This is a genomic window from Luteitalea sp., from assembly GCF_022842525.1.
Taxonomy (GTDB): domain Bacteria; phylum Acidobacteriota; class Vicinamibacteria; order Vicinamibacterales; family Vicinamibacteraceae; genus Luteitalea.
Map to the genome: position 1 here is coordinate 1 of NZ_JALHPM010000036.1, position 23,721 is coordinate 23,721.

General features: G+C 69.2%; 22 protein-coding genes. 4 read left to right on the forward strand and 18 right to left on the reverse strand.

Annotation, left to right across the window (positions count from 1 at the left end; genetic code table 11):
- From Q0C41_RS09725 to traF, 18 genes are all read right to left on the reverse strand, one after another.
- The coding region (locus Q0C41_RS09725) for a hypothetical protein (RefSeq protein WP_291983262.1) at positions 1-222 on the reverse strand (222 nt) is incomplete at its 3' end.
- Between the two features lie 83 nt (positions 223-305).
- Positions 306-887: a hypothetical protein gene (locus Q0C41_RS09730; protein WP_291983264.1), complete on the reverse strand. Its 582-nt coding sequence runs from the start codon at positions 885-887 to the stop codon at positions 306-308.
- A gap of 13 nt (positions 888-900) precedes the next feature.
- Complete coding sequence (locus Q0C41_RS09735; protein ID WP_291983266.1) at positions 901-1,989, reverse strand: hypothetical protein; 1,089 nt, start codon at positions 1,987-1,989, stop codon at positions 901-903.
- Positions 1,986-2,525: a hypothetical protein gene (locus tag Q0C41_RS09740; RefSeq protein ID WP_291983268.1), complete on the reverse strand. Its 540-nt coding sequence runs from the start codon at positions 2,523-2,525 to the stop codon at positions 1,986-1,988. The genes Q0C41_RS09735 and Q0C41_RS09740 overlap by 4 nt, the downstream gene beginning before the upstream one ends.
- Positions 2,526-2,684: 159 nt before the next feature.
- Positions 2,685-3,218, reverse strand: a complete 534-nt coding sequence (locus Q0C41_RS09745; RefSeq protein WP_291983384.1) for a PAS domain-containing protein — start codon at positions 3,216-3,218, stop codon at positions 2,685-2,687.
- 17 nt (positions 3,219-3,235) lie between these two features.
- The gene (locus Q0C41_RS09750; protein WP_291983270.1) at positions 3,236-4,009 is read right to left on the reverse strand and encodes an A24 family peptidase; all 774 of its coding nucleotides are present in this window, start codon (positions 4,007-4,009) and stop codon (positions 3,236-3,238) included.
- The gene (locus tag Q0C41_RS09755) at positions 4,006-4,941 is read right to left on the reverse strand and encodes a hypothetical protein (RefSeq protein ID WP_291983272.1); all 936 of its coding nucleotides are present in this window, start codon (positions 4,939-4,941) and stop codon (positions 4,006-4,008) included. The genes Q0C41_RS09750 and Q0C41_RS09755 overlap by 4 nt, the downstream gene beginning before the upstream one ends.
- A complete protein-coding gene (locus tag Q0C41_RS09760) occupies positions 4,938-5,750 on the reverse strand; it encodes an ABC transporter permease (RefSeq protein ID WP_291983274.1) in 813 nt (270 codons plus the stop codon). The genes Q0C41_RS09755 and Q0C41_RS09760 overlap by 4 nt, the downstream gene beginning before the upstream one ends.
- Entirely contained in the window at positions 5,747-6,715 is a 969-nt protein-coding gene (locus Q0C41_RS09765) for an ABC transporter ATP-binding protein (RefSeq protein WP_291983276.1), read from the reverse strand. The genes Q0C41_RS09760 and Q0C41_RS09765 overlap by 4 nt, the downstream gene beginning before the upstream one ends.
- A 62-nt stretch (positions 6,716-6,777) precedes the next feature.
- The gene (locus tag Q0C41_RS09770; RefSeq protein ID WP_291983278.1) at positions 6,778-7,998 is read right to left on the reverse strand and encodes a vitamin K epoxide reductase family protein; all 1,221 of its coding nucleotides are present in this window, start codon (positions 7,996-7,998) and stop codon (positions 6,778-6,780) included.
- Between the two features lie 80 nt (positions 7,999-8,078).
- Entirely contained in the window at positions 8,079-8,585 is a 507-nt protein-coding gene (locus Q0C41_RS09775) for a type II secretion system protein (protein ID WP_291983280.1), read from the reverse strand.
- Between the two features lie 180 nt (positions 8,586-8,765).
- Complete coding sequence (locus tag Q0C41_RS09780; RefSeq protein ID WP_291983283.1) at positions 8,766-9,344, reverse strand: prepilin-type N-terminal cleavage/methylation domain-containing protein; 579 nt, start codon at positions 9,342-9,344, stop codon at positions 8,766-8,768.
- 530 nt (positions 9,345-9,874) lie between these two features.
- The gene (locus Q0C41_RS09785; RefSeq protein WP_291983285.1) at positions 9,875-11,335 is read right to left on the reverse strand and encodes a sigma-54 dependent transcriptional regulator; all 1,461 of its coding nucleotides are present in this window, start codon (positions 11,333-11,335) and stop codon (positions 9,875-9,877) included.
- A gap of 3 nt (positions 11,336-11,338) precedes the next feature.
- On the reverse strand, positions 11,339-13,045 hold the full coding sequence (locus tag Q0C41_RS09790; protein WP_291983287.1) for an ATP-binding protein: 1,707 nt from the start codon (positions 13,043-13,045) through the stop codon (positions 11,339-11,341).
- Positions 13,046-13,047: 2 nt separating this feature from the next.
- The gene (locus Q0C41_RS09795) at positions 13,048-14,256 is read right to left on the reverse strand and encodes a type II secretion system F family protein (protein ID WP_291983289.1); all 1,209 of its coding nucleotides are present in this window, start codon (positions 14,254-14,256) and stop codon (positions 13,048-13,050) included.
- 100 nt (positions 14,257-14,356) lie between these two features.
- Positions 14,357-15,481: a type IV pilus twitching motility protein PilT gene (locus tag Q0C41_RS09800; RefSeq protein WP_291983291.1), complete on the reverse strand. Its 1,125-nt coding sequence runs from the start codon at positions 15,479-15,481 to the stop codon at positions 14,357-14,359.
- Positions 15,482-15,843: 362 nt separating this feature from the next.
- Positions 15,844-17,592 (reverse strand): type IV-A pilus assembly ATPase PilB, encoded by a 1,749-nt coding sequence (gene pilB, locus Q0C41_RS09805; protein WP_291983292.1) that lies wholly within the window; start codon positions 17,590-17,592, stop codon positions 15,844-15,846.
- 126 nt (positions 17,593-17,718) lie between these two features.
- Entirely contained in the window at positions 17,719-18,738 is a 1,020-nt protein-coding gene (gene traF, locus Q0C41_RS09810; protein ID WP_291983294.1) for a conjugal transfer protein TraF, read from the reverse strand.
- 212 nt (positions 18,739-18,950) lie between these two features.
- Here traF and Q0C41_RS09815 point away from each other — a divergent pair, with 212 nt between their 5' ends.
- From Q0C41_RS09815 to Q0C41_RS09830, 4 genes are read left to right on the forward strand one after another with little or no spacing between them, the layout of a single operon-like run.
- A complete protein-coding gene (locus Q0C41_RS09815; protein WP_291983296.1) occupies positions 18,951-19,676 on the forward strand; it encodes a YIP1 family protein in 726 nt (241 codons plus the stop codon).
- Positions 19,673-21,025 carry an efflux RND transporter periplasmic adaptor subunit gene (locus Q0C41_RS09820; RefSeq protein ID WP_291983298.1) on the forward strand — a complete coding sequence of 451 codons (1,353 nt, stop codon included), beginning with the start codon at positions 19,673-19,675 and terminating at the stop codon, positions 21,023-21,025. Before Q0C41_RS09815 ends, Q0C41_RS09820 begins: the two co-directional genes overlap by 4 nt.
- 12 nt (positions 21,026-21,037) lie before the next feature.
- Positions 21,038-22,264 (forward strand): ABC transporter permease, encoded by a 1,227-nt coding sequence (locus Q0C41_RS09825; protein ID WP_291983320.1) that lies wholly within the window; start codon positions 21,038-21,040, stop codon positions 22,262-22,264.
- Positions 22,265-22,268: 4 nt separating this feature from the next.
- Positions 22,269-23,546 carry an ABC transporter permease gene (locus tag Q0C41_RS09830; RefSeq protein WP_291983321.1) on the forward strand — a complete coding sequence of 426 codons (1,278 nt, stop codon included), beginning with the start codon at positions 22,269-22,271 and terminating at the stop codon, positions 23,544-23,546.
- Positions 23,547-23,721 lie beyond the last annotated feature (175 nt).

A 23,721-nucleotide genomic window follows, 5' to 3' on the forward strand; every position in this document is an offset into this window, starting at 1 on the left:
GGGGGCCGGCGCCTCGTCGCCCGCTGATGTCGTGTCGCGGGCGGGGGCCAGGACTGCCGAGGGCGGCAGATCCGCATTGGTGAAGACCTTGCTGCCCGCCTTGACCTGCTCCCGGCGCGCCGCCTCCTGACGCGCGACATCGCCGAGCGACTGCGCCGTCGCCGGTCCTGCCATCACGCCCACGAGAATGCCGGCCAGTACGCCGGCGATCCGTCCAGTCATCGCACGCCTCCTGTGTCACCGGGGCGAGCCGTGCCCCGGGCAGTCCTTCCACGGATGATCGGCCAAAATCGCCACGGGTTGAGTCACCACCCCGGCGAGGCCCTCCACGCGGCCAGCTCGACGGGGGCGCCCGGCGCCTGACGCACCACGGTGGCACTCACGGCGCCCCGCGCGTCGCCGGCCACCCGGGCCACCGAGGCGAGCAGGAGGCGTTGATTCGTGCTGACGAGGGGCTGGCCGTCGCCCTCCGGTTCGTCGGCCACCCAGACAGCCACCGCGGGCACCGCGCCGCGCCCCGCCCAGTGCCCGAGGACGCCCGGACCATGACACACCCACAGCAGTTGCCACTGTGGCGTATCCGCCGCCCACCGACTGCCCGCATCCACCTCGGCCTGCAGCCAGGCCCGCTCGGTCGGCTCGTCCAGCGAGGCCAGCGCCGCCGGCACGCCCGGACAGGCCACGGGTGGCGCGAGGGCGGCGACCTGCGTCCAGTCGACCTGGTCTCCGAGCGCTGCGGCTGCGGCCTGGAGAGCGGCATCCGCGACCAGCACGCCGGTGGTCGCGTCCTCCTGCGCCGACGCCAACGCCAGGTCCGTGCGCACGTGGCCGACGAGCCACCCGGTCACGCCCACCAGGAAGGCGGCCAACAGCAACACGCCCGGCAAGGCGATCCCTCGATCACTGCGCGCGTGAGAGATTCGGCGCGGCCACGAACACGTCGAGTTCCACATCACGCACCTCCTGTCCGGCCCGGCGTGCCTCGCCGGGCTGCGCAAACCACTCGACCGACGCCCCGCGCACGGCCGCGGACGAGGCCTGCAGACGCAGGGCGACGCGGACTGCCGTCACCCGCAACAGGTCGGCGTCGAAGCGCCACCGGCCCGATCCACACCACGGCCCGTCGATGAAGTCCGCCGCGGTCAGTTCCACCGGCGGGCCAGGCACTGGGCCCAGCAGCCCGAGCTTCGGCAGGCCATCGGCGGCGACGGCGCAGGTGTCCACGCCCGGCACGGCCGGCCACCTCGGTGCCGCCGCATTGCCGTAGTACCTCACCCGCATCCCCACCACATCGTCTGTGACCGGTTGCCAGGTCCCGTCATCGTCTGCACGCCGCAGTTGACGACGAGCGGCGTCGAGGCTGAGGGTCCGGGCAGTGAGCGCCGCGGCGGTGGCGGGCAGGTCGATGGTCTGGTCAGGCGGCGTTGCCAGCGTGAGCAGCAGGCCCTGCACGTCGGCGAGGCTGGTGACCACCATCGCGCCGTTCCGGCCATGGACGAGAACGAGGTCCCGCGGCCGGAAGCCGCAGGAGGGATGCGTGCCGCACGCCGGATGCCAGACGATCGAGACCGACTGGGTCCCTGCGGCGATGGCGCTGGCGACCGGTGCCTGCGCCGCACGGGCCTCGACCTGCCAGAGCGACAGGCGATCCGCCCATGCCGTGTCGGGCGCGTCGGCGCCAACGAGGACACGGCGGGGCCACACGGCGGGGACGGCCTGCGGCAGGGGCCCGTGGCCCAGCAGGTCGGCGCCAGCGCCGGCGCTGCCGATGAGGCCGGCAAGCACGACTTCGGTGGCACGCGCCCGCTGCTGCAGGTCCGTGGCCTCGGGCACGGCGCGCGCCACGTCGAGGACCGGCGGCAGCGCCATCCCCACGGCCGCGATCGTCGCCAGCGCCACACAGGTGGCCACGAGGAGATCGAGCAGCGTCAGGCCGGCGCGGTCTGTCCAGCGTGGCGGATCGGACTCCGGCATGAAGACGACACTCATGGCGTGACGCCCCAAGGGCACTGGATGCCACCCGCCAGCGACGTGCGATGACCGACGGACGGACCGAGCGGCACGACCTCGACCCACAGGCGCACGCACGTGTCCTGCCCGGTCGCCAGGATGGCCCACCGCCGGCGATAGCGTGCCCGCGCCGGGGGCATGGCGCCTCCGCCCTGCCAGGCGCCGTGAGCGTCCAGCCAGTCCACCCACAGCGGGGCCGAGGCCTGAAGAGGCCCCAGGCCAGACGCCGTCAGCCCTGGCCCGCCCACGCCGAACGGACTCGCGTCGTCGAGCCTCGACATCTGGTCGACCAGCACGCCGGCGGGCGTGCGGACGTGCGTGAGCGCCTGCAGGTGCGCGAGGCGCTGTCGCGCGAGGTGTGCGGCCATCAGGTCCCCCCGCGAGGCCGCGGTGCCAGAGACCGAGGCGGTGACCAGCGGCAGGATGGCGGTGAGGACCGTGGCCAGCAGACCGGCGGCCACGACGGCTTCCAGCAGCGACGATCCGCGGGTGGCGTGGAGCACTCGTGCAGACATGCCTGCCATGCAGGCAAGCGCCACGCCAGCGCCACACAGGCGCCAGGACACGCGATTTCAGGCGGGAGTCCCGCGCGGATGGCGAAAAGCGCGATCGAGGCGCTTCAGGCACACGGCAACTTCTGCCACCGCCCCCCTGGGGCATGTGGAGGACGATGCTTACGCGACGCGCTCGACGTGGACCAGGTAGAGCACCCCGTCGACATCGCCGTCGGCAGCCCGCAGCGGCAGCGCCGTGACGGGGACGGCGGCCCCCGGGGCGCCTGGCCCGACCAGGGACACGTCGCGACGCGCATCGGCCTCGAGGCAGGCCTGGGCGACGGCGCGCAGGGGCTCCGTGCCGTCGAGCGTCCAGAGGACCTGCCCTTCGACCGAGTCGTGAAGGCCGAGCCAGCGGAGGGCTTCGCCGTTGGCGACGCGGAGGTTGCCGTCACGGCCGAGGACGAACAGCCCGTGTGGCAGGCTCTCGACCACCTGTCGGAGGAACTCGTCGAGGGCCTCGTACCGCGCCTGATTGGCGAGTTCCTGCCCGCGCATGCGCGTGAGGGCATCGGTCATGGCCGACGCGAGGCCCGTCTCACCGGTGCGCCCCCGGAAGCGCGCCGTCTCGAGCTGCTCCTGCCGCCTCGATGCCCGGCGCATCGAGTACGCCAGGACGAAGCAGAACAGCACGAGGGGGCCTACCAGCCACATGAAGGTCACGATCGGCATCAGCGATAGAACCCAAGATACCAGTCCACGACGGGTTGTCCCACCAGCGAGGCCGCCAGGGCGGCCGGCGCCAGGAACGAGCCGAACGGCAGCGCCGTGGTGCGGGCGTCCGCCTTGAAGGCCAGCAGCACCGCGCCGAGCAGTCCGCCGGCGATCGACGACCACACCAGCGTCAGGAGCATGAGGGGCCAGCCCAGCACGGCGCCGATCATCGCCAGCATCTTCACGTCGCCCATCCCCATCCCTTCGACGCCGCGCAGCCGCTCGTAGGCCGCGCCCGTGGCCCAGAGCACACCGCCGCCCAGCAGGACGCCGATGACGGCCGAGCGCAGGCCCGGCGGCACGAACGCGGCGGCCACCAACCCCGCGACCGTGCCGCCGACCGTCAGTTCGTTGGGCAGGATCCGGCAGTCGAGATCGGTGAAGAACAGGACGAGCAGCGCCGAGGCGAAGGCGATCCGCACGAACAGCAGGGGTTCGAGCGGGAAGAGCAGCCCGTGGAGAACCCAGAGCCCGGCATTGAGCAGTTCGACCGCGGGGTAGCGCCAGGCGATCGGCGCCCGGCAGAACGCGCACCGCCCGCCGAGCAGCAGCCAGCTGATCACCGGCACGTTGTGATACCAGCGGAGGGGATGCTCGCAGCTCGGGCAGTGCGACGCCGGGAAGACCACGGAGCGATCACGCGGCAACCGGTAGATGCAGACGTTGAGGAAGCTGCCCACCAGCAGGCCCAGCACCCCGAGAACGACGAGCAGGCCGAGGTCCGGGCTCATCGCGGCTCCCGGGCCAGGCCGGGCAGGCCCCGCGGTTCGGTGGGCAGGGGCCAGAGCGTCGAGCGACGGTCGAGGTCGACCCGGCCCGTGTTGATGTCAATCACGTAAGGTACTCCTGTCGGATCGATCGGCACGCCGGACAGCAGTCCGGCCTGCAGCAGCTGCGCCCACGACCACGGCGCCGACAGCCCGGACAGGCGACCGCGCGCCACGACGGCCTGCAACTGGTCGAGGTGATCGAGGGCATCGAGCTGCGTGAGGCGCCGCTGCGCGTCGCGCCGCAGCCAGTCGTTCTCGGCGGTCTGCGACAGTGACCGCCACAGCAGCCGTGAGGTCTGGCGATCGCCGCCTTCGCTGAGCGTCACGGCCGCGAGCGATCGCATCCACCACGGCGCGCCCTCGATCGCCGCGCCCTTCGAGAAGGCGTCGGCGGCCCTGTCGTACTCGCCCGTCCACCAGTAGTGCACGAAGCCGATGTCCTGGAAGTACTGCCAGCGGTCTGGCGTCGCGGCGACGCCCTTCTCCAGCAACCGCACGGCCAGATCGGGTCGGCCCGGCCCGCCTGGGGGCGACTCGGAGAGGAAGATCGCGCCGAACCGGTACGCCACGACGAACCTGGGGTCCAGCGACGTCGCCAGGTCGAGGAACGGATACAGGTTCTCGAAGGTGCGCGGCCCCGACGTCTGCAGGCGTGTGGCCCCGAAGTGCTGCAGCGCGCGCAGCCAGTACAGGTCGGCCGCCAGCATGTCGAACGACAGCACGGCCCGGCGGGCCACGGTCGGCGACTGCAGGTAGAGCACGGCCGGCAGGTCGCGGACGGGCCGCTGCGACAGCGACGCCATCTGGAAGCCGGTGGCCGCGACCAGCAGGGCCGCGGCGGCCAGCAGCCACGGCAGCCGTCCGCCACGCGCGCGCGCCCGGAGACCGCTCACTTGAAGTCCCGTCGCTGGAAGATGGCCACGGCGATGAGCCACATCGCCGCGCCGTACGCCGCGCCGTAGCCGACGGCGGCCACGACCTGCCCGGCCGGGACCGGCAGGCCGTGGACCACCTCGGCCTTGACGTCGAAGAGGGCGAGGTTGGGCAGCACCCACGACACCAGGCGCGCCACCCAGACCGTCGTGCCCGAGGCGCCAATCTGCTCCACGGTGCGCAAGTCGCCGACGAAGTGTCCGGCCACCCAGATCGCCGTCGTGAACGTCGCCGACAGGAGCGCCGACGAATAGGTCGAGAACAGCAGCGCCACGCCGGTGACCACGGCCAGTTCGACGTAGATCAACCCCAGCGCGATGAGCAGTCGTGGATCCAGGGCGGGTGCGGTCCACGTGGCCTGCACGCCGGCGGGCGTCACCGACTGGTAGACGGCCAGCACGGCGAACAGGGCCACCGCCATCACCGTGATGTTGACGCCGAGCGTGAGCAGCAACCCGACGTACTTGCCGAGCAGGAAGACCGGGCGACTCACCGGCTTGGCGAGCGTCGCGTGCACGCTGCGCCGCTCGACCTCGCGGGCCACCAGCTGGATGCCGAGGAACACGGCAATCCCCACACCGAAGAGCAGCGACGCGGCCAGGCCGAGATCCTTGATGATCTTGACGTCCTGCCCGGCGGCGAGCTGCCCGATGATCAGCGACGTCCCCACCAGCAGCACGGCGAAGAGCAGCAGGTTGTAGAAGACGCGATCGCGCACGGCCTCGCGAAACGTGTTGAGGGCCACGGCACGCAGCAGTCCCATGGTCATGCGCCTCCCGTCGTCCCCGGGACGTCGCGGCGCTTGCCTTCGACGTGCTTCAGGAAGACGTCCTCGAGGGTCTCGCGCACCGGCTGCAGGGCCAGCACGCGGGCGCCGGCGCCGTTGGCCCACTGCAGCAGCGGCTCCGGGGGCTGCGTGCCCGGCAGGTGCACCTGCACCCGTCCCGGCGACAGCGTCGTCATCGTCGCGCCCGTCTCGCGAAGGCGATGCGCGAGCGTGGCATCGACGCCGTCGAGCAGGAGTTCCCAGGCTCGGACCGAGAACTGGACCAGGTCCGTCATGCTGCCGAGCGCCTGGAGCCGACCGGCGGCGAGGATGGCCACACGACTGCACAGCGTCTCGGCGTCCGACAGGATGTGGCTGCTGAAGAGCACGGTCTTGCCCTCATCGCGCAGCGAGAGGATCAGGGCCCGCACGTCGCGTCGGCCGATCGGATCGAGGCCCGACATGGGCTCGTCGAGAATGACGAGGTCGGGGTCCTGCACGAGCGCCTGGGCGACGCCGAGCCGCTGCACCATGCCCTTGGAGTAGCGGCGGATGGCCAGGCGGCGTTCCGCACCGAGGCCGACGCGATCCAGGAGCGCGGTGCCGCGACGGCGGGCCTCCGAGGCGCGCAGGCCGCACAGCTGCCCGAAGTAGGTCAGCAACTCCTCACCGGTCAGGTAGTCGTAGAAGACCGGATTCTCCGGCAGGAACCCCACCCGCTCGCGCGAGGCGACGCTCGACACGGGGCGGCCGAAGATGTGCGCCGTGCCGGACGTCGGGGTGACGAGTCCGAGCAGCAACTTGAGCGTGGTGCTCTTGCCGGCGCCGTTGGGTCCGAGGCATCCGAAGACTTCGCCCGGGGCGACCTCGAGGCTGAGGGCGTCCAGGGCGCGGTAGGGACGCGGTCGCCAGAATCCGACCGGGTAGTCCTTCGTGAGGCGATCGACGACGATGACCGGTTCCGTCATGTGTGCCAGCAGAGCCCGGCGGCACGGAGCCAGGCGCCTGCGTTATCGGCCGCCGACGCGGATCACTTGACGGCGGGGGCCGCGACCTTCTCGAGCTCGTACTCGAGGATGTAGTCGAGCACCTGCGGCGCGATCCCGCCGGGGATGCGCACCCCGTTGATGAAGAACGTCGGGGTGGACTGCACGCCGAGGCTCGCGCCGAGGGCGGTGTCGCTCTTGACGCCCGGGAGCGTCGCGGCGTAGCGGGCGTCGAAATCGCCGATCCCGGCGACCTCCTGCAGGCCGGCCTTCACCGAGGAGGGTGACAGCGTGGACTGGTTGGCGAACAGCCAGCGCTCGAACTCCTTCGACTTCCCCACCGTGCGGGCCATGCGGACGCCGGCCGCGGCCTCGCAGGCCGCCTGATGCTGGCCCGTGGGGGCACTGGCGTTGCACTCGCCTTCGAGCGGGAAATCACGGGAGATGTACTTCACCTTGCCCGGCGCCTTCTGGGCCCACTTCTCCCAGATGGGCTCGTACAGCTCGAAGGTCTGCCGACACGGCGGGCACTGGTAGTCGTTGAACTTGACGACCACGACGGCGGCGCCCTCGGCGTCGGCGGGGACGATCATGCGCGGCTGCTGATCGAACGACGCCCGGAGCTGGGCCTTCTGCTCGTCGGTCAGGGGCGGCTCGACCGGGGCCTGGGCCCGCGCCGTGCCGGTGGCGGTCGGGGACGCCGCGGTCTCGGGATCGTGGGGGAAGAAAGCGGCGGACGCGACGGTGCCCCCGAGCACGAAGGCGATGACGGCCAGGGCCATCGGGTTGGCGCCGAGGCGGCGCAGGTCTCTCGACAGGCGGTCGGGCACGTCAATCATCGGAACGGTCGCCGCGGCACCGGCAATGAAGAACAGGCCGACGACCGCCGCATAGGTCGTCAGGCACAGGAGGCACAACGTGCCCAGGACGAAGATCGTCGCCCACGCGAGATAGAGGACGAAGGCCAGCCCGATGACCGAGGCCGCGAGCAGATAGCTGGCCAGTGTCTCGAGGCGGCGGCCGAGGGTCAGCAGCGCGAGCAGCGCGGCGAAGTAGCCGGCACCGAGGATCGAGACGGGAGCGCCCAACAGGCGGCCGTACGCGCTCTGGTAGGCCTGCGTGCAACTCCACGTCGCGTTGACGTCGCAGAAGCTCTCGTACCCCGGCGTCGTGGCCAGCTGGAAGTGCACGACGGCCGCCGCGAGGGAGGCGACCAGACCGACGAGAACGCAGACGAGAGCGGCAGTGTGGGCGCGCGAAGACATGGGATCGGCTGGATCCTAGCACGCTCGCCCGAGCGATTCGGGCGGTCGCGCGCGTCCCTCGGCGACGGCCGCCGAGGGCCTCAGTGCGCGTCGAGCGGCGAGATCGTCGCCGCTGGTGCGAAGGGCTCCGGCGGCGCGACGCCCGTGGTGTCCTGCCAGATGGTGCCGACGTGGTTGGTGGCGAACCCGCGGCGGCCCGAGTTGGCGGCCAGCGGCTCCCCCCGGAAGTAATACCCCGTCTGTGTCGGCTGTCCGGTGCAGTCCGCGGGGGCCGCGTTGGAGCCGAGGGCGGCGACGAGCTGGAAGTTGTAGCCGCTCTTGGGGGTGATGTCGAGATTGGGCGAGGCGAACTGCTCGGTGACCAGGGTGTTCAGCGACGTCGTGTAGCCACCGTTGCCGCACACGTTGGAGAACGTGGTCTGGGCACTGACGAGGGTGCGCAGCGACTGAATCGCCGAAGCCTCGTTGGCCGACGAGCGGGCCGCGATGAGGAAGGGCGCGGCCATGGCCGACAGGATGCCGATGAGGGCAACGACAATCAGCAGTTCGATGAGCGTGAATCCTCGGGTGCGACGAGCGGCATGCATGGGACAGAGCCCTCCTGGCGTCATGCTCGTTTTCAAAGCAAGAAGTACGCCAAGGACGAGCCGCCTCGCGCTGATGCAGGCGCGCATTCGCCGCCGTCCCTGCCGCAGATGCGGCGCCCTCAAACGCCAGAAGGCCGGCGCAAGGCCGGCCTTCTGGTCCATCCGAGGGGGCGTCCCGTGTTACTCGACCGGGGTCACCGTGCCGCCAACCGCGAAGCCTTCCGCGATGGCCGCGCCCGACGTGTCCTGGAACACCGTGCCGCGCTCGTCGGTCCCGAAGGAGCGCTGACCGGTCGAGCCGACCTGCTGCGGAATCGCGAGGGCGTAGTAGCCGGACCACGCCGCGGTACCCGAGTTGTTGCAGGTGTTGGCCGCGAGCGTCACCTGGACACCGGCTGCCGAGCCCTGCAGACCGACGTCATAGCCGCTCTTGCCCGAGCTGTTGGGCAGGGCGCCGATGGCACCGCCCGCAGCGTTGTTGGCCGGGTCGAGGTCGGGGCTGATGAAGGCCGCCGTGCTGCCCACCGGGGCCAGCACCAGGTCGTTCAGGTCCTGCGCGAAGCCGCCGGCCGCGCAGCTGGCGGCGTAGGTGGCCTGGCCGCTGTTGATCGAGCGCAGCGAGCCGATGGCCGAGGCCTCGTTGCCCGACATGCGGGCGCGCAGCAGGCCCGGGATGGCGATGGCGGCGATGATGCCGATGATGGCAACGACGATGAGCAGTTCGATGAGCGTGAAGCCCTTGGTGTTCCGAATCTTCATGATGTCCTGTCTCCTCTGAGCGTCCTGCGTGTGGCCCGTGTGTGGAGGTCGCAACCCGCTTCCCCCGTAACCTGCGTGCCATTCCCTATAGCAAGCGCGGTGCCACTCGTGCCCAAACGCGCGGATCGGCCCAGACCGGCCGAAAACCACTCAATCTGACGATAGTCAGGGTCGGCTGGCCGTCAACGGCCCTCACCAGTATCGGTGAACCGGTGACGAATCCTGTCAGGAGCGACAACTCACGGTCCCTGGAGTGCCGGAAGTTGTCAGCCAGGAGAGCGACGGAGGAGGACGGAGGACCGAGGAAAGAGGACGGAGGTAGGAGAGAGGGCGGAGGACCGAGGATCGAGGAGGGAGGACGGAGGTAGGAGAGAGGACGGAGGACCGAGGAGGGGGGGCGGAGGTAGGAGCGAGGAGGGGGGGCGGGCGAGGACGGCGGACGAGAAACGGCGACTCCCGACTCCCGAGTCGGTTGCCGACTCCCGGTTGCCGGTTGCCGGTTGCCGGTTGCCGGTTCCCGGTTCCCGCCCCTAGAGGTTGTACTTCTTGGCGTAGTACCGGAAGCTGCGGAAGCTCATGCCGAGCAGTTCGGCGGCGCGCATCTTGACGCCGTCGGCGCGGCGCAGCGCCTCGGCGAGGTACTCGCGTTCGATGTCCTGGACGTGGCGTTCCAGATCGAACCCCTGGGCCGGGAACGCCGTCGCGGTCGACGACGAGCCGGTGGGAGTGGGGCCAGCCACCAGGGTCATCGGGGGCGCACTGGCTGGCGCGACGTGCTGGATGTGGTCCGGCAGGCTGGCCAGCGTGATCGACGCACTGGGTTCGAGGGCCACGGCGCGCTCGATGACGTTCTCGAGTTCGCGGATGTTGCCGGGCCACGCGTGGCGCAGCAGGGCCTCGAGCGCATCGGCCGACAGTTCGGCGCCGGGCCGGCGCATCTCCCGCGCGAAGCGCTGCACGAAATGGCGCGCGAGCACGGGGATGTCCTCGCGGCGTTCGCGCAGGGCCGGCAGCGCCACCGGGATCACGTTGACGCGATAGTACAGATCCTCGCGGAACGTGCCCTCGGCCACCATCTTCGACAGATCGCGGTTGGTGGCGGCGATGATGCGGATGTCGGCGGCGAGTTCCTCGTGGCCGCCGACGCGACGGAAGCGTCGCTCCTGCAGCACCCGCAGCAGCTTGACCTGCATCAGCGGACTCATCTCGCCGAGTTCGTCGAGGAAGATCGTCCCCTTGTCGGCCTGCTCGATGAGGCCCCGCGTCGTGTGCATGGCGCCCGTGAAGGCGCCCTTCTCGTGCCCGAACAGCTCGGACTCCAGCAGGGTCTCGGTGAGCGCGCCGCAATTCATGGCCACGAATGGCCGCTCGGCACGCTGCGACAGCCGGTGAATCGCCCGCGCCGCCATCTCCTTGCCCGTGCCGGACTCACCGGTCACCAGCACGGTGCTCGACGTCCCGGCAATGGCCTCGATGAGGGCGAAGACGCGCTGCATGGCCGGGCCGCGCCCGATCATCGAGTCGCACGCGTGCGGGCGCCCGTCGTCGGCCCCGGTGGCGACGTCGCCTGGCGCCGGCGCGAGGTCGCGCAGGTGGCGACGCTCCAGCGCCTGGGCGATCACGCGCTTCATCTCGTCGATGTCGAAGGGCTTGCTGACGTAGTCGAGCGCGCCGGATCGCAGCGCCTCGATCGCGGTCTGCGTCGAGGAGAAGGCCGTCATCAGGATGCCCGGCAGGTCCGGCTGCAATCCCTTGGCCTCGCGCAGGACATCGATGCCGCTGCAGTCGGGCATGCGGATGTCGGAGATCAGCAGGTCGAACGGTCGCTGGCGCAGCGCGGCGATGGCCTGCGCCCCATTGGCCGCCGCCACCACCTCGTGCCCCTCGTGCGTGAGCATGATCGCGAGGAACTCGCGCATCGACCGCTCGTCGTCGACGACGAGGATGCGGGAGGGTGTGGGCGTCAGGACCTGCGGTGCCGGGGCGGCCATGTCTCAGGCACTCCTGAGGATGGGCACGATCTGGGGACGCGCGACCGGCGCCGGCAGCGACACCGTCACTTCGGTGCCTGCCCCGGGTGTCGACCGCACACTGACGCGACCGCCGTGATCGGTGACGATGCGGCGGACGATCGCCAGGCCGAGACCGCTGCCCTGCCGGAAGCCGCTCTGGAACGGCTGGAACATGCGCTCGATGTCGGCCGGCGCCATGCCGACCCCTTCGTCACGCACCGACACCTGCAGCGACGCACCGCCCGAGTCCGGCACGGCCACCACGCCGAGATGGAGCACGCCCCCCTCCGGCATCGCCTTGATGCCGTTGGTGGCGAGGTTCCACAGCACCTGGCGCAGCTGCGACTCGTCCACGTCGTGGAAGACCGGTGCGGGCGCATCGACGCGAATGGTGACGACCCCGGGCCCCTGCGCCTGCTGCTGCAGCAACGCCCCGACCTCGGTGACGAGGCAGGCCACGTCCACCCGCGAGCGGCTGACGCGCTGCGGTCCGGCATACGACAGGAAGTTCTTGATGATGTCGTTGAGGCGCTGCGACTCGCGCATGACGATGTCCAGCAGCGTCGCCTGGTCGTCGCGCAGCGTCAGCTCGTGACGCAGCAACTGGATGGACCCGCTCATCGACGCCAGCGGATTGCGGATCTCGTGCGCGATGCCGGCCGCCATCTCGCCGACGGCGGCAAGACGCTCCTGCCGCTGCCGCTCCGCCTCGCGCTGCTTGATCAGCGTGAGGTCCTGGAAGGTGACCAGCTGCCCCGCACGCTGCCCCCCGCCGCCGAGCAGCGGGGCCACCGTGGCGCCGAGTTCGATCACGCTGCCATCGACGCGCGTGAACGAGCACTCGAGACGAACCGGGATCCCACCGTCGGACTCGCCCGCCGGCAGCGGCAGGACGCGGTCGACAGGCTCGCCGAGGACATCCTCGGCGCGTCGGCCGGTGATGGTCTCGGCGGTCCTGTTGAAGAGGACGACGCCACCGTGCGCGTCGGTGACGATCAGCCCGCCGGTCATGCTGTCGATGACGCGCTGGCTCAGCGTGGTGAGATCGGCAAGGCTCGTGGTCGCTCGCGCCAGGTCGGCGCCGGTGCGACTGAGCGACTCGGACAGATGCCCCACCAGCAGGGCCGTGGCCACGAAGCCGCCGACGTTGGCGGCCAGCGTATAGGCCGTCAGTGGGAGCGGCGGCAACAGCGCGACCTGCAGCGGATCACGGAGCGCCGTCGGTGCGGGCAGCCAGCCGTACTGCACGGCCGACAGCACCACGACCCCGGTGCCGAGCACGCCGGCCGCACGCATGCCGGCACGCCGGCCACCGAGCACGCTGGCGGCCAGCACGGGCAGGAGCATCAGGGGCGTGTAGGCGCTCAGCAGGCCCCCCGTGCTCCAGACCACCGCCAGCACCACGAGGGCATCGGCGAGGAACTGCAGGGTGAGGCCCCGCGGCGACAGCCGGGGCCCGAGCAACAGCCCGAGCGCACTGTTGGCGAGGGGCGCCAGCGGCAACAGCGCCAGCCAGGCAGCCTGCGAGAGTTGGCCCTGCCCGGCGGTGAAGGCCGCCAGGGGCGCCAGCAGCGCCACCGCCACGAGGGCGCGAAGCCCGGCCAGCCAGACGAGGGCCGGCCCCCCTGGCCGCGGTGGCCAGGGCGCCGGGGTACCAGGTGGGACGGGCACCATCTGCGGCATCGCCATCGCTAGGTCAGCTGCGAGATGAGGTCGAAGATCGGCAGGTACATCGAGATGACGATGCCACCGACGATGACGCCGAGGAACGAGATCATGATCGGCTCGAGCAGCGTCAGCAGGCCGGCCACGGCGGTGTCGACCTCGTCTTCGTAGAAGTCGGCGATCTTGGCCAGCATCATGTCGAGTGCACCGGTCGCCTCACCGACGCCGATCATCTGCGTGACCATCGGCGGGAACACCTTGGTGTCCTGCAGGGGCTTGGACACCGTCTCGCCGCGCTCGATGCTCGAGCGGGTCTCCATGATGGCGTCCTCGATGATGGCGTTGCCGGCGGTCTTGGCCGTGATCTCGAGGCCATCGAGCAGCGGCACGCCGGAGCTGATCAGCGTCGACAGCGTGCGACAGAAGCGCGCCACGGCCACCTTGCGGAGGATCAGGCCGAGGATGGGCGCCCGCAGCAGCAGCCCGTCGATGACATGCCGTCCCTGGTTGGTCTTGTAGTACGTGCGCACCGCGAAGATGACCGCGGCGATGGCCATGATGATGATCGGACCGTAGGTGACCAGCCCGTTGCTCATCGCGATGACGATGCGGGTCGGCAGCGGCAGCTTGGCGCCGAGACCGGCGAACATCTGCGCGAAGGTCGGGATGACCTTCCACAGGATCACCGACACCACGAGTGCGGCGATGACGATGACCGCGACCGGGTAGATCATCGCCGACTTGACCTGCGAGATCAGCTTGACGTTCTTCTCGATGTAGGTCGCCAGCCGCTTCAGAATCGTGTCGAGGATGCCGCCGGCCTCGCCCGCCTGGATCATGTTGGTGAACAGGGCGTCGAACGTGCGCGGATGCTTGCGCATCGCGTCGGCCAGCGACATGCCGCTCTCGACGTCCTCGCGGGTCTTGAGGATGGTGGCGGCGAACTTCGGGTTCGGCTCCTGCCGCCCGAGGATGTCGAGGCACTGCACCAGCGGCAGGCCGGCATCGATCATCACGCTGAACTGACGCGTGAAGATGGCCAGGCTCTTGGCCGGCACCTTGCCCCCGGGCTTGGCCGCGGCCTTGGCGGCCTTGGCCTTGACCGGGTCGATGCGCGTGATCAGGATCTGCTCGCGGCGCAGCGAGGCGACTGCCGCCTCGAGCGAATCGGCCTGCCGCTCGCCGCTGACGGTCTCACCCGCGCGGGTCCGTCCGGAAAATGCAAAAGCCTGCATCACGTCATCCTTCACAGTGGGCCGTGGGCCTTGGGCCGTGGGCCTTCGTCAACACACCGATCGTCCTGAACCCCGAGACTTGAGACTTGAGCCCTGAGACCTATCGCCGCACCGGCACGCCGGCCGAGGCGCGGTTCAGCCCGGCACCGGGCACGATGCCGCTGCCGCGCGCGATCATCTCCTGCAGTTCTTCCTTCATCGAGGACGCCAGCATCGCGGTCTCGAGCGAGATCTGCCGCGACATGTACAGCGACGCCAGACTCTGGTTCATCGTCTGCATGCCGAACTTCTCCTGGCCGGCCTGCATCATCGAGTAGATCTGATGCACCTTGTCGTCGCGAATCAGGTTCCTGATCGCCGGGGTCGGCACGAGGACTTCCAGCGAGACGATGCGGCCCGGCCCGTTGGCCTTGCGCAGCAGCGTCTGACAGACGATGCCCTCGAGCACGAGGCTCAACTGCGTGCGGATCTGCGACTGCTGGTGCGCCGGGAAGACATCGATGATGCGGTTGATGGTCTGCGCGGCGGAGTTGGTGTGCAGGGTCGCGAACGTGAGGTGGCCCGTCTCGGCGATGCGCAGGGCCGACTCGATGGTCTCGAGGTCGCGCATCTCGCCGATCAGGACGACGTCCGGATCCTCGCGCAGGGCGGCGCGCAACGCCAGACCGAAGCCCTGCGTGTCGCTGTGCACTTCGCGCTGGTTCACCAGACAGCCCTTGTGCTGGTGGATGTACTCGATCGGATCCTCGATCGTGAGGATGTGCTCGTTCCGCTCGGTGTTGATCTTGTCGATCATCGCCGCCAGCGTCGTCGACTTGCCACTGCCGGTGGGGCCGGTGACCAGCACCAGGCCGCGCGGGCGCTCCGAGAGCTTGGCGAGGATCGGCGGCAGGCTCAGTTCCTGGAAGCTGCGCACCTTCTCGGGAATCAGACGGTAGACCGACGCCACTGCGCCACGCTGGTTGAAGATGTTGCAGCGGAAGCGGCCGACCCCGCGGATGCCGAACGAGAAGTCGAGTTCCTGGCTCTCCTCGAACCGCTTCTTCTGCGCGTCGGTGCAGACGCTGTAGGCCAGCTGCTTGGTCTCGGGGGCCGTCAGCGGCGGCAGCTTGAGCGGCACCAGCTTGCCGTGCACCCGCACGGTCGGCGGGGCGCTCGTCGTCAGGTGCAGATCGGAGCCATCCAGCTCCACCGTCGTCTTCAGCAGTTCGGGCAGTGAGGCCATGGTGTTCCAGTGCCGTCAGCGGACGCGCCTGCGGACGCGCCGCAGACAGGAATGTGCGGTCCCGGCACATCCGGCCGTGGACCGCTCACAGCGCTCACGCGCCGGCCTGCTAATCGGCAGGCCGGGAGGAGGGCGTGAACGTCTGCCGCCGGGAAGTGCAACCTCGACGCCAGCATCGGCGGCCCCGGGCCCGACACCGAACGATCCTCACAAAATGTTGTCCAGATTGGACTTACGAGACCGGCGACACAACCGGACGGGCGCGCCGTGGCGCGAGGAGTGCGGGAATTGCGTGCCGGGGCTGACGGAGGATCGACAGTTCTGCAACCGTGTCCGACTCCCGACGCCCCGACGTCCGACGGCTACTTGACCGTCTCGCGGGTGACTTCCTCGGTGGTGGTGACGCCTTCCTTCACCTTGAGGAGGCCGCTCTGGCGGAGGGTGATCATGCCCTCCTCGATGGCCTTGCGGCGCAGGTCGAGCGCGGAGGCCCCGGTCAGCACCAGCTCGCGGAGGTCGTCGGTCACTTCGAGCACTTCATAGAGACCGACACGGCCCTTGTAGCCGGTGTGGTTGCAGCCGTCACACCCGGTGCCGCGCATCGGCACGACGGTGGCGGCGTCCTCGGGCGTGAAGCCGATGTCGATGAGCGCCTGCGGCGGGAGCGGATGCGGCACCTTGCACTTGGTGCAGATGCGGCGGACCAGACGCTGGGCGCAGATCAGGTTGACCGAGCTCGCGACCAGGAAGGGCTCGATGCCCATGTTCATCAACCGGCTGACCGTGCTCGGCGCGTCGTTGGTGTGCAGCGTCGAGAGGACCATGTGCCCGGTCAGCGCGGCCTTGACGGCGATCTCGGCCGTCTCGAAGTCACGAATCTCGCCCACCAGGATGATGTTGGGGTCCTGCCGCAGGAAGGACCGCAGGGCCGCCGCGAAGGTCAGGCCGATGTTGTCGCGCACGTTGACCTGGTTGACGCCGGCGAGGTTGAACTCGACCGGGTCCTCCGCGGTCATGATGTTGGTTTCCGGCGTATTCAGCTGCGAGATGGCCGAATAGAGCGTGTTGGTCTTGCCGCTGCCGGTCGGGCCGGTGACCAGCACCATGCCCCACGGCTTCTCGATCTGGGTCTTGAACTTGGCCAGCGAGCTCGCTTCGAAGCCCAGCTTGGTCATGTCGAGCATCAACTTGTCCTTGTCGAGGAGGCGGAGCACCACCTTCTCGCCGAACAGCGTCGGCAGGCAGGACACGCGGAAGTCGATCTCCTTGCTGTGCCCCTGGTCGTTGATGCGGATCTTGATGCGGCCGTCCTGCGGCAGCCGCTTCTCGGCGATGTCCAGCTTGGCCATGATCTTCAGGCGCGAGATGATCGCGTCCCTGAACTTCATGGGCGGCTGCATGACGGGATAGAGGATGCCGTCGACGCGGAACCGGATGCGGAACTCGCGCTCGTACGGCTCGATGTGGATGTCGCTGGCGCCCTTCTGGATGCTCGACGTGAGCACCATGTTCACCATGCGAATCACCGGCGCCTCGCCCGTCTGCTTCTCGAGGGCGTTGACGTCGATCTCTTCGAGGTCGTCGAGGACCTCGACCGCCTCGCCCGCCAGGTCCGACGCCTGCTGGGCATCCTCGAGGGCCCGATTGGCCAGTTCGAGGGTATTGGGCAGCGCGGTCACGCGCGTCGGCGTCGTGTAGTACTTCAGCAGGGCGTCGCCGACCGCCTGCTCGGAGGCCACCACCGGCTCCACGTTGTAGCCCGTCATGAACTTGATGTCGTCCATGGCGAACACGTTGGTGGGATCGGTCATCGCCAGCGTCAGCGTCGCGCCGGCGCGGCTGAGCGGCACCACCTGGTACTTCTGGGCGGTCTCGGCCGGAATCAGCTTCACGACCGCCGGATCGATCTCGAACTTGCCGAGATCGATGGACGGGACCCCGTACTGCCGGCTCAGCAGCGCGGTGATTTCCTCATCGCGCACGAAGCCCAGCTTGACGAGATTCATCGCCAGCTTGCCGCCGTTGGCCTTCTGGTAGCCCAGAGCCTCCTGCAGCTGCGTCGGCGTGATTTTCTTCTCCTTCAGGAGGAGTTCACCGATTCTGACCGCCATGTTCCCCTGACGAGCATGCACGCCGAATGCCGAGCGGTGGGATGCCGCAGGCACGCCGGAACCTGGCTGTCCCGGTCGGAGGAGTGCATTCTCCGCTATGTCAATCGGCAGGCGACGCGCAGAAACTTAGAAGACGATCCGGAGCCCGACACCGAGGCTGTCCGAGGACGCGGCACCGAGCCCGAGCGCCACGTAGCCATCGGCGAAGATTCCACTGCGCAGGCTGAGGCTGCCGCCCGTCGTCACCGTCGGACGGGTCTCCCCCGTCGTGCTCATCCGGAAGCCGCCGCGGACCGCCGCCCGATCCTGCCAGAACCGCTGCTCCGCCCCCGCGGCCAGCGACCGCCACTCGCCCGTGACGTCCGGGGTCCGGGTCAGATCCGCATCCAGGGAGACGATGAGCCCATTGGCGGGGCGAATCGCCACGCCGGCGCGCGCAAGGCGGGTCAATTGCCTTCGCGCGCCCTCGACGGGGGTGTCGAACTCGGGCTCGAACAGGTTGCGGACGGTCAACCCGAGCTTGACGGTCTCGAAGTCCGCGATGACGCCGGCGTCCATGTCGAACCGGTGGCTGCCGCGCGTCGGGAGGTCGCCGGCCGCGCCCAGTGGGTCACCCGGCACCGGCTGCACGGCGTCGAAGGCCGCACTGCCGTACACGTACTTGACCGTCGTCCCGACATGCAGGCCCGAGACGATGGTCTGCAGCAGGTTGACGCCGACATGGGTGGTGGTGAGGCGGTCGAGGAACGCTCCCGGGCGCACGGGTCGCCCGTCCGCCGTTGGCGTGTCCACAAGGGCAGACGCGGAGGAGAGCCGATAGAACGTCGCCCCCACGGGCCAGGTGCCGACGGCCACGAGCGTGCCCGTGCCGGCTCCCGACGCCAGCAAGGTGCCGGGACCGCCCGCCTCGGCGCGCGTGATCTCGCGATCGCCCCGGCCCAGTTCGGCGACCGCCGAGAACAGCGACCCCGTTACCAACCCGGCCGGATTCCAGTAGGTGGCCGTGGCGTCGTCGGCCACCGCCACGAAGGCGCCGCCCATGCCGAGGGCCCGGATGCCCACCACCTCCATGCCCTGCGCCAGAGCCGGCCGTGGCAGCAACAGGAGCAGAGCACACCCCGACAGGAACACTCGGGCCACAGTCATCGGGTCAGTGTACCTTCTGGCCGGTGACGGCCCGCTCGGAGAGCGGGACCTCCCCTTCCCAGCCCGCTCGGAGAGCCGGCCCGCCCCCTGTGCGGGTGTCCGCTTCCGAACATCCGCCACATGGGTTGCGTACTATACGCGTGACGACCGGAGCACTTGGACGAGGCGCCGCCTCGCCGGGTGCATCCCGTTGGTCACATCGGTCTCTCTTCATGTCTCAGGATTCGTCGTCTCCCGCGGCCCCGCCGCTCTCGTTCGTCCAGCGCATCGTCGGCGTGGTGGTCTCTCCAGGCGAGACCATGGCGCGGGTTGCCGCGACCCCCCGCTGGGTCGACGTGCTCATCTTCACGACGATGCTGGTCGCCGGCGGCTTCGCCCTGTTCTTCTCGACCGAGATCGGGCAGACCGCTTACGTCGACCAGGGCGTGGCGACCATCGAGTCGTTCGGGCGGACGGTGACGCCCGAGATGTACGCCGGCATGCAGCAGCAGGCCGCCTACGCGCCCGTGGTGCAGGGCCTGTCGATGCTGTTCATCGGGCCGGTGTTCACCGCGATCTTCGCGGGCATCTTCTTCGGGGTGTTCACGGTGCTCGGCGGCGAGGCGACGTTCAAACAGGTCGTCGCCGTGGTGGCCCACGCGGGCGTCATCACCGTGCTGCAGCAGGTCTTCGCGCTGCCCATGAACTACATGCGGCAGTCGATGAGCAGCGCGACGAACCTGGCCGTGTTCTTCCCGGATCTCGCCGAGGGTTCGTTCCTCGCGTCGCTGCTGGGCTTCATCGATCTGTTCATCGTCTGGTATCTGGTCGTGCTCGCCATCGGGCTGGCGGCGGTCTATCGCCGCAAGTGGACGCCGATCGCGGGTGGGTTGTTCGTCGTCTACATCGTCATCGGTCTGGCCATTGCGGCCATCAAAGCGGTCCTGGGGGGAAGATGAAACGTTCGACCAAGCGGTGGCTGGGCGCCGCCGTGGTGCTGGCGATCGTCGCCGGCCTTGCCTACGCGAACTTCGCGTTTCGCAAGAAGACCGGCAAGGAAGTCACGGTCGAGGCCATCCAGGCGCGCGATCTCACGGCGATCGTCGCGGCCTCGGGGAAGATCCAGGCCAAGCGCACCGTGAACATCAGCGCCGACAACATGGGCCGCGTCACGCAGCTGTCGGTCGAGGAAGGGGATCGCGTCACGCGCGGCCAGTTCCTCATGCAGATCGACCCCCGCAACCTGGCCTCTGCCGTGCAGTCCGGTGAAGCCGGGCAGTCGGCCGCGCGGTCACAGCTGGAGCAGCAGCGCCTGTCGATCGTCACGGCGCGCGAGAACCTGGCCCTGGCCCGCGCCGAACTCAAGCGCCAGCAGGAGCTCTGGGCGCAGCAGCTGACCACGCGTCAGGAGCTCGATCGCGCCGAGAACACCGTCACCGTCCGTGAGGCCGAGCTCCGCCAGCGCGAAGTCGACATCAAGACGCAGGAGCAGCGCATCCGTCAGGAAGGCGCCACCCTGAATCAGGCGCAGTACAACCTGAGCCGCGCCCGCATCGAGTCGCCCATCGACGGCATCGTCTCGCGCCGCAACATCGAGGAGGGCGAGACCGTGGTCATCGGCACGATGAACAACGCCGGCACGGTGCTGCTGACGATCGCCGACATGTCGATCATCGAGGCGGAAGTCGAGGTGGACGAAACCGACATCCCCACCGTCCGGCTCGGCCAGGTGGCCAAGGTCACCATCGACGCGCTGCCGGGCAAGGAGTACACCGGCAAGGTCACCGAGATCGGCAACAGCCCGATCCAGAACGCGACGGGCGCGGCCGCGAGCGCCGGCCAGGCCGCGACCAACTTCAAGGTCACGATCCAGCTCGATCAGACGATCGACGAAGTGCGCCCCGGCTTCACGTGCTCGGCCGAGATCGAGACCGCGACGCGCAGCAAGGCCGTCGCCGTGCCCATCCAGGCCATGGCCGTGCGCGACCTCGTCTACGACAAGGCGGGCGCCATCGTCCGGCCGCCCAAGCAGGACGGCAGGACGAAGGCCCCGACGCCGACGCCGATGGCCGAGTTGCCCGAGGGCCAGACCCGCAAGGAGACCGAGGGCGTCTTCGTGATGCGCGAGAAGAACGCCGAGTTCATTCCCGTCCGCACCGGCATCGCCGGCGAGCGCTACTTCGAGGTGCTGTCGGGCATCAAGGTCGGCGACAAGGTCATCACGGGGCCCTTCAACTCGGTGCGCGACCTGCAGGACGGCGACGAAGTGCGACTGTCGGAGACCGACGCCGCCAAGAAGAAGTCGTAAGTCGCAGGCACCATGAACAAGTTCCTCGACGCGGTCGGCCTCGCCCTCTCCTCGATCTGGGCCAACAAGCTCCGGTCGTTCATGATGGTGCTCGGCAACGTGGTGGCGGTGACCTCGATCATCGCCGTCGTCGCCCTCATCCAGGGCATGAACGGCTACGTCGCCGACTCGATCGTGCAGGAGGTGGGCGTCGGCACGTTCCAGGTGGCGCGGGTCGGCGTCATCACCGACGAGGAAGAGGAAGAGGAGGCGCGCCGGCGCAATCCGGACGTCTCCATGATCGACCTGCGGGCGATCCGGGGCAGCGGCGGCACCATCGACGCCGTGATGGCGCAGGCCAACAGCCAGGCCAACGTCACCTTCCGCAGCGAGACGCTCGAGGGCGTCAGCGTCCGCGGCGTGTCGGCCGACTACGACCAGTTCGGCGGCTACGAGGCCGAGCGGGGCCGCACCATCAGCCGCATCGAGATCCAGCGGTCACGTCCCCTGGCCTACATCGGTAACGAGACCGCCGTGAAGCTGTTCAAGGGCCGCAACCCCCTCGACCAGGTGATCATGGTCAACGGGGTGCACTTCCGCGTCGCCGGCGTCAACGAGAAGAAGGGCAGCCTGTTCGGCAACTCGCAGGACGACTTCGTGCTGATCCCGCTCGGCGCCTTCCAGAAGATGTTCGGGTCGCGCCGCAGCTTCGAGATCACGGTCAAGCCCGTCGATCCGTCGCTGGTGCCCCAGGCGATGGAAGAGGCCAGGCTCGCCCTGCGCATCTCGCGCAAGCTGAAGCCGCGCGACAAGGACAACTTCGGCATCGTCACCTCCGACACCTTCATGGAGCTGTGGAAGAGTTTCAGCTCCGGTGCCTTCGCCGTGCTGATCGGGCTCGTCTCGCTGTCGCTGCTGGTCGGCGGCATCGTCATCATGAACATCATGCTGATGGTCGTCAGCGAACGGACGCGAGAGATCGGCCTGCGCAAGGCGCTCGGCGCGCGGCGCCGCGACATCGTCTGGCAGGTGCTGACCGAATCGACGACGCTGTCGGTGGTCGGCGGAATCATCGGCACCGTGCTCGGGTTCGTGGTGGCCTCGCTGGTGGCGTACTTCTCGCCCATTCCGGCCAAGATCGAGCTCTGGGCGGTCGTGATGGGCATCAGCATCACGGCCATCGTCGGGCTCTTCTTCGGCCTGTACCCGGCGGTGCGGGCCTCAAAGCTCGACCCGATCGAAGCGCTGAGGCGCGAGTAGACACATGGCTCTTCGCGTCGGCATGCTCTGGGAAATCCTCCGTATCGCGGTCGATACGCTGCGCGCCAACAAGCTGCGCTCGGCGCTGACGATCCTCGGCGTCGTCATCGGCGTGATGTCGATCGTGGCCATGACGGCCCTGATCAAGGGCTTCGGCGATTCGCTCGAGAACCAGATCCGCGCCTTCGGCAGCAACACCGTGTTCGTGCAGAAGCTGGGCTTCCAGAGCTTCTCGAGCGGCCGCAGCTTCCTCGAAGTCATCAAGCGCCCCAACCTGACCAACGACGATGCCAAGGCAATCGCCGAGTCGCCGCTCGTGGCGGACGTCGGGCTGCAGTTGGGCGGCGGGGGGCCGTTTGCCGCCATCGAGCGCATGAGTTTCGCCGGCGAGGCCACCAAGCCGTTTGCGGTGATCGGCGCGACGTCCAACTTCGGCGAGCTCAACTTCATCCCGTTCCTGGCCGGCCGCTTCTTCGGCGACTTCGAGGTCCAGGCCAAGCGCAACGTCATCGTGCTCGGCTACTCCCCTGCCGAGGCGCTGTTCCTGACGCGCGGCATCGATCCGATCGGCAAGGTCGTGCGAGTCGGGCGGGACAACTACACGGTGGTCGGCGTGATGGACAAGCGGCCGGCCGCCCTTGGCGACGCCAATGGCTTTGCCGTCATCCCGTGGACGACGTACGAAAAGCGCTACCCGACCCCGCGGCTGCGCGGCATCGTGTTCCGTCCCCTCACGCTGGTCGTCGCCGCGGCGCCCGGCGTGAAGGTGGAGGCTCTGCTCACCGAGATCGAGACGATCATGCGGGCCAGACATCGCCTCAAGCTCGGGGAGGAGAACGACTTCGACACGGTGACGGCCGACTTCATCGTCGGCTTCCTGCGGCAGTTCACGCAGGCCGTGGTGCTCGCGCTCTTCGTCATCTCGTCGATTGCACTCATGGTGGGCGGTATCGGGGTCATGGCCATCATGACCATCTCGGTGACCGAGCGGACACGGGAGATCGGCGTCCGCAAGGCCCTCGGGGCGCGGCGGCGCGAGATCCTGATCCAGTTCCTCATCGAGGCGGTCTTCCTGACCATGCTGGGCGGACTGCTGGGGATTGCCCTGGGCGCCGCCATCGGGTACGCCATCAACGTCTTTGCCGGCTTCCCCGTCGCGCTTCCCCTGTGGTCGTTCGCCATCGGCGTCGGCTTCTCGGCGACTGTCGGCATCCTCTTCGGGATGCTGCCCGCCATCAAGGCCGCCAAGCTCGATCCCATCGAAGCGCTCCGGTACGAGTAGGGACGGCCTTCGGCGCCTGGGCCTTGGGTTCTGGGCCTTGGGCCTTGGGCCTTGGGCCTTCGTCCTTCCGGCATTCGGCATTCGCGGCATCGCGGCATTCGCGACCAGGGGGCGGGCGGCCTGGCGAATGCCGAGCCGTCCGCCCCTTGTTCGCGTCACGGCTCTGGCATAGCAT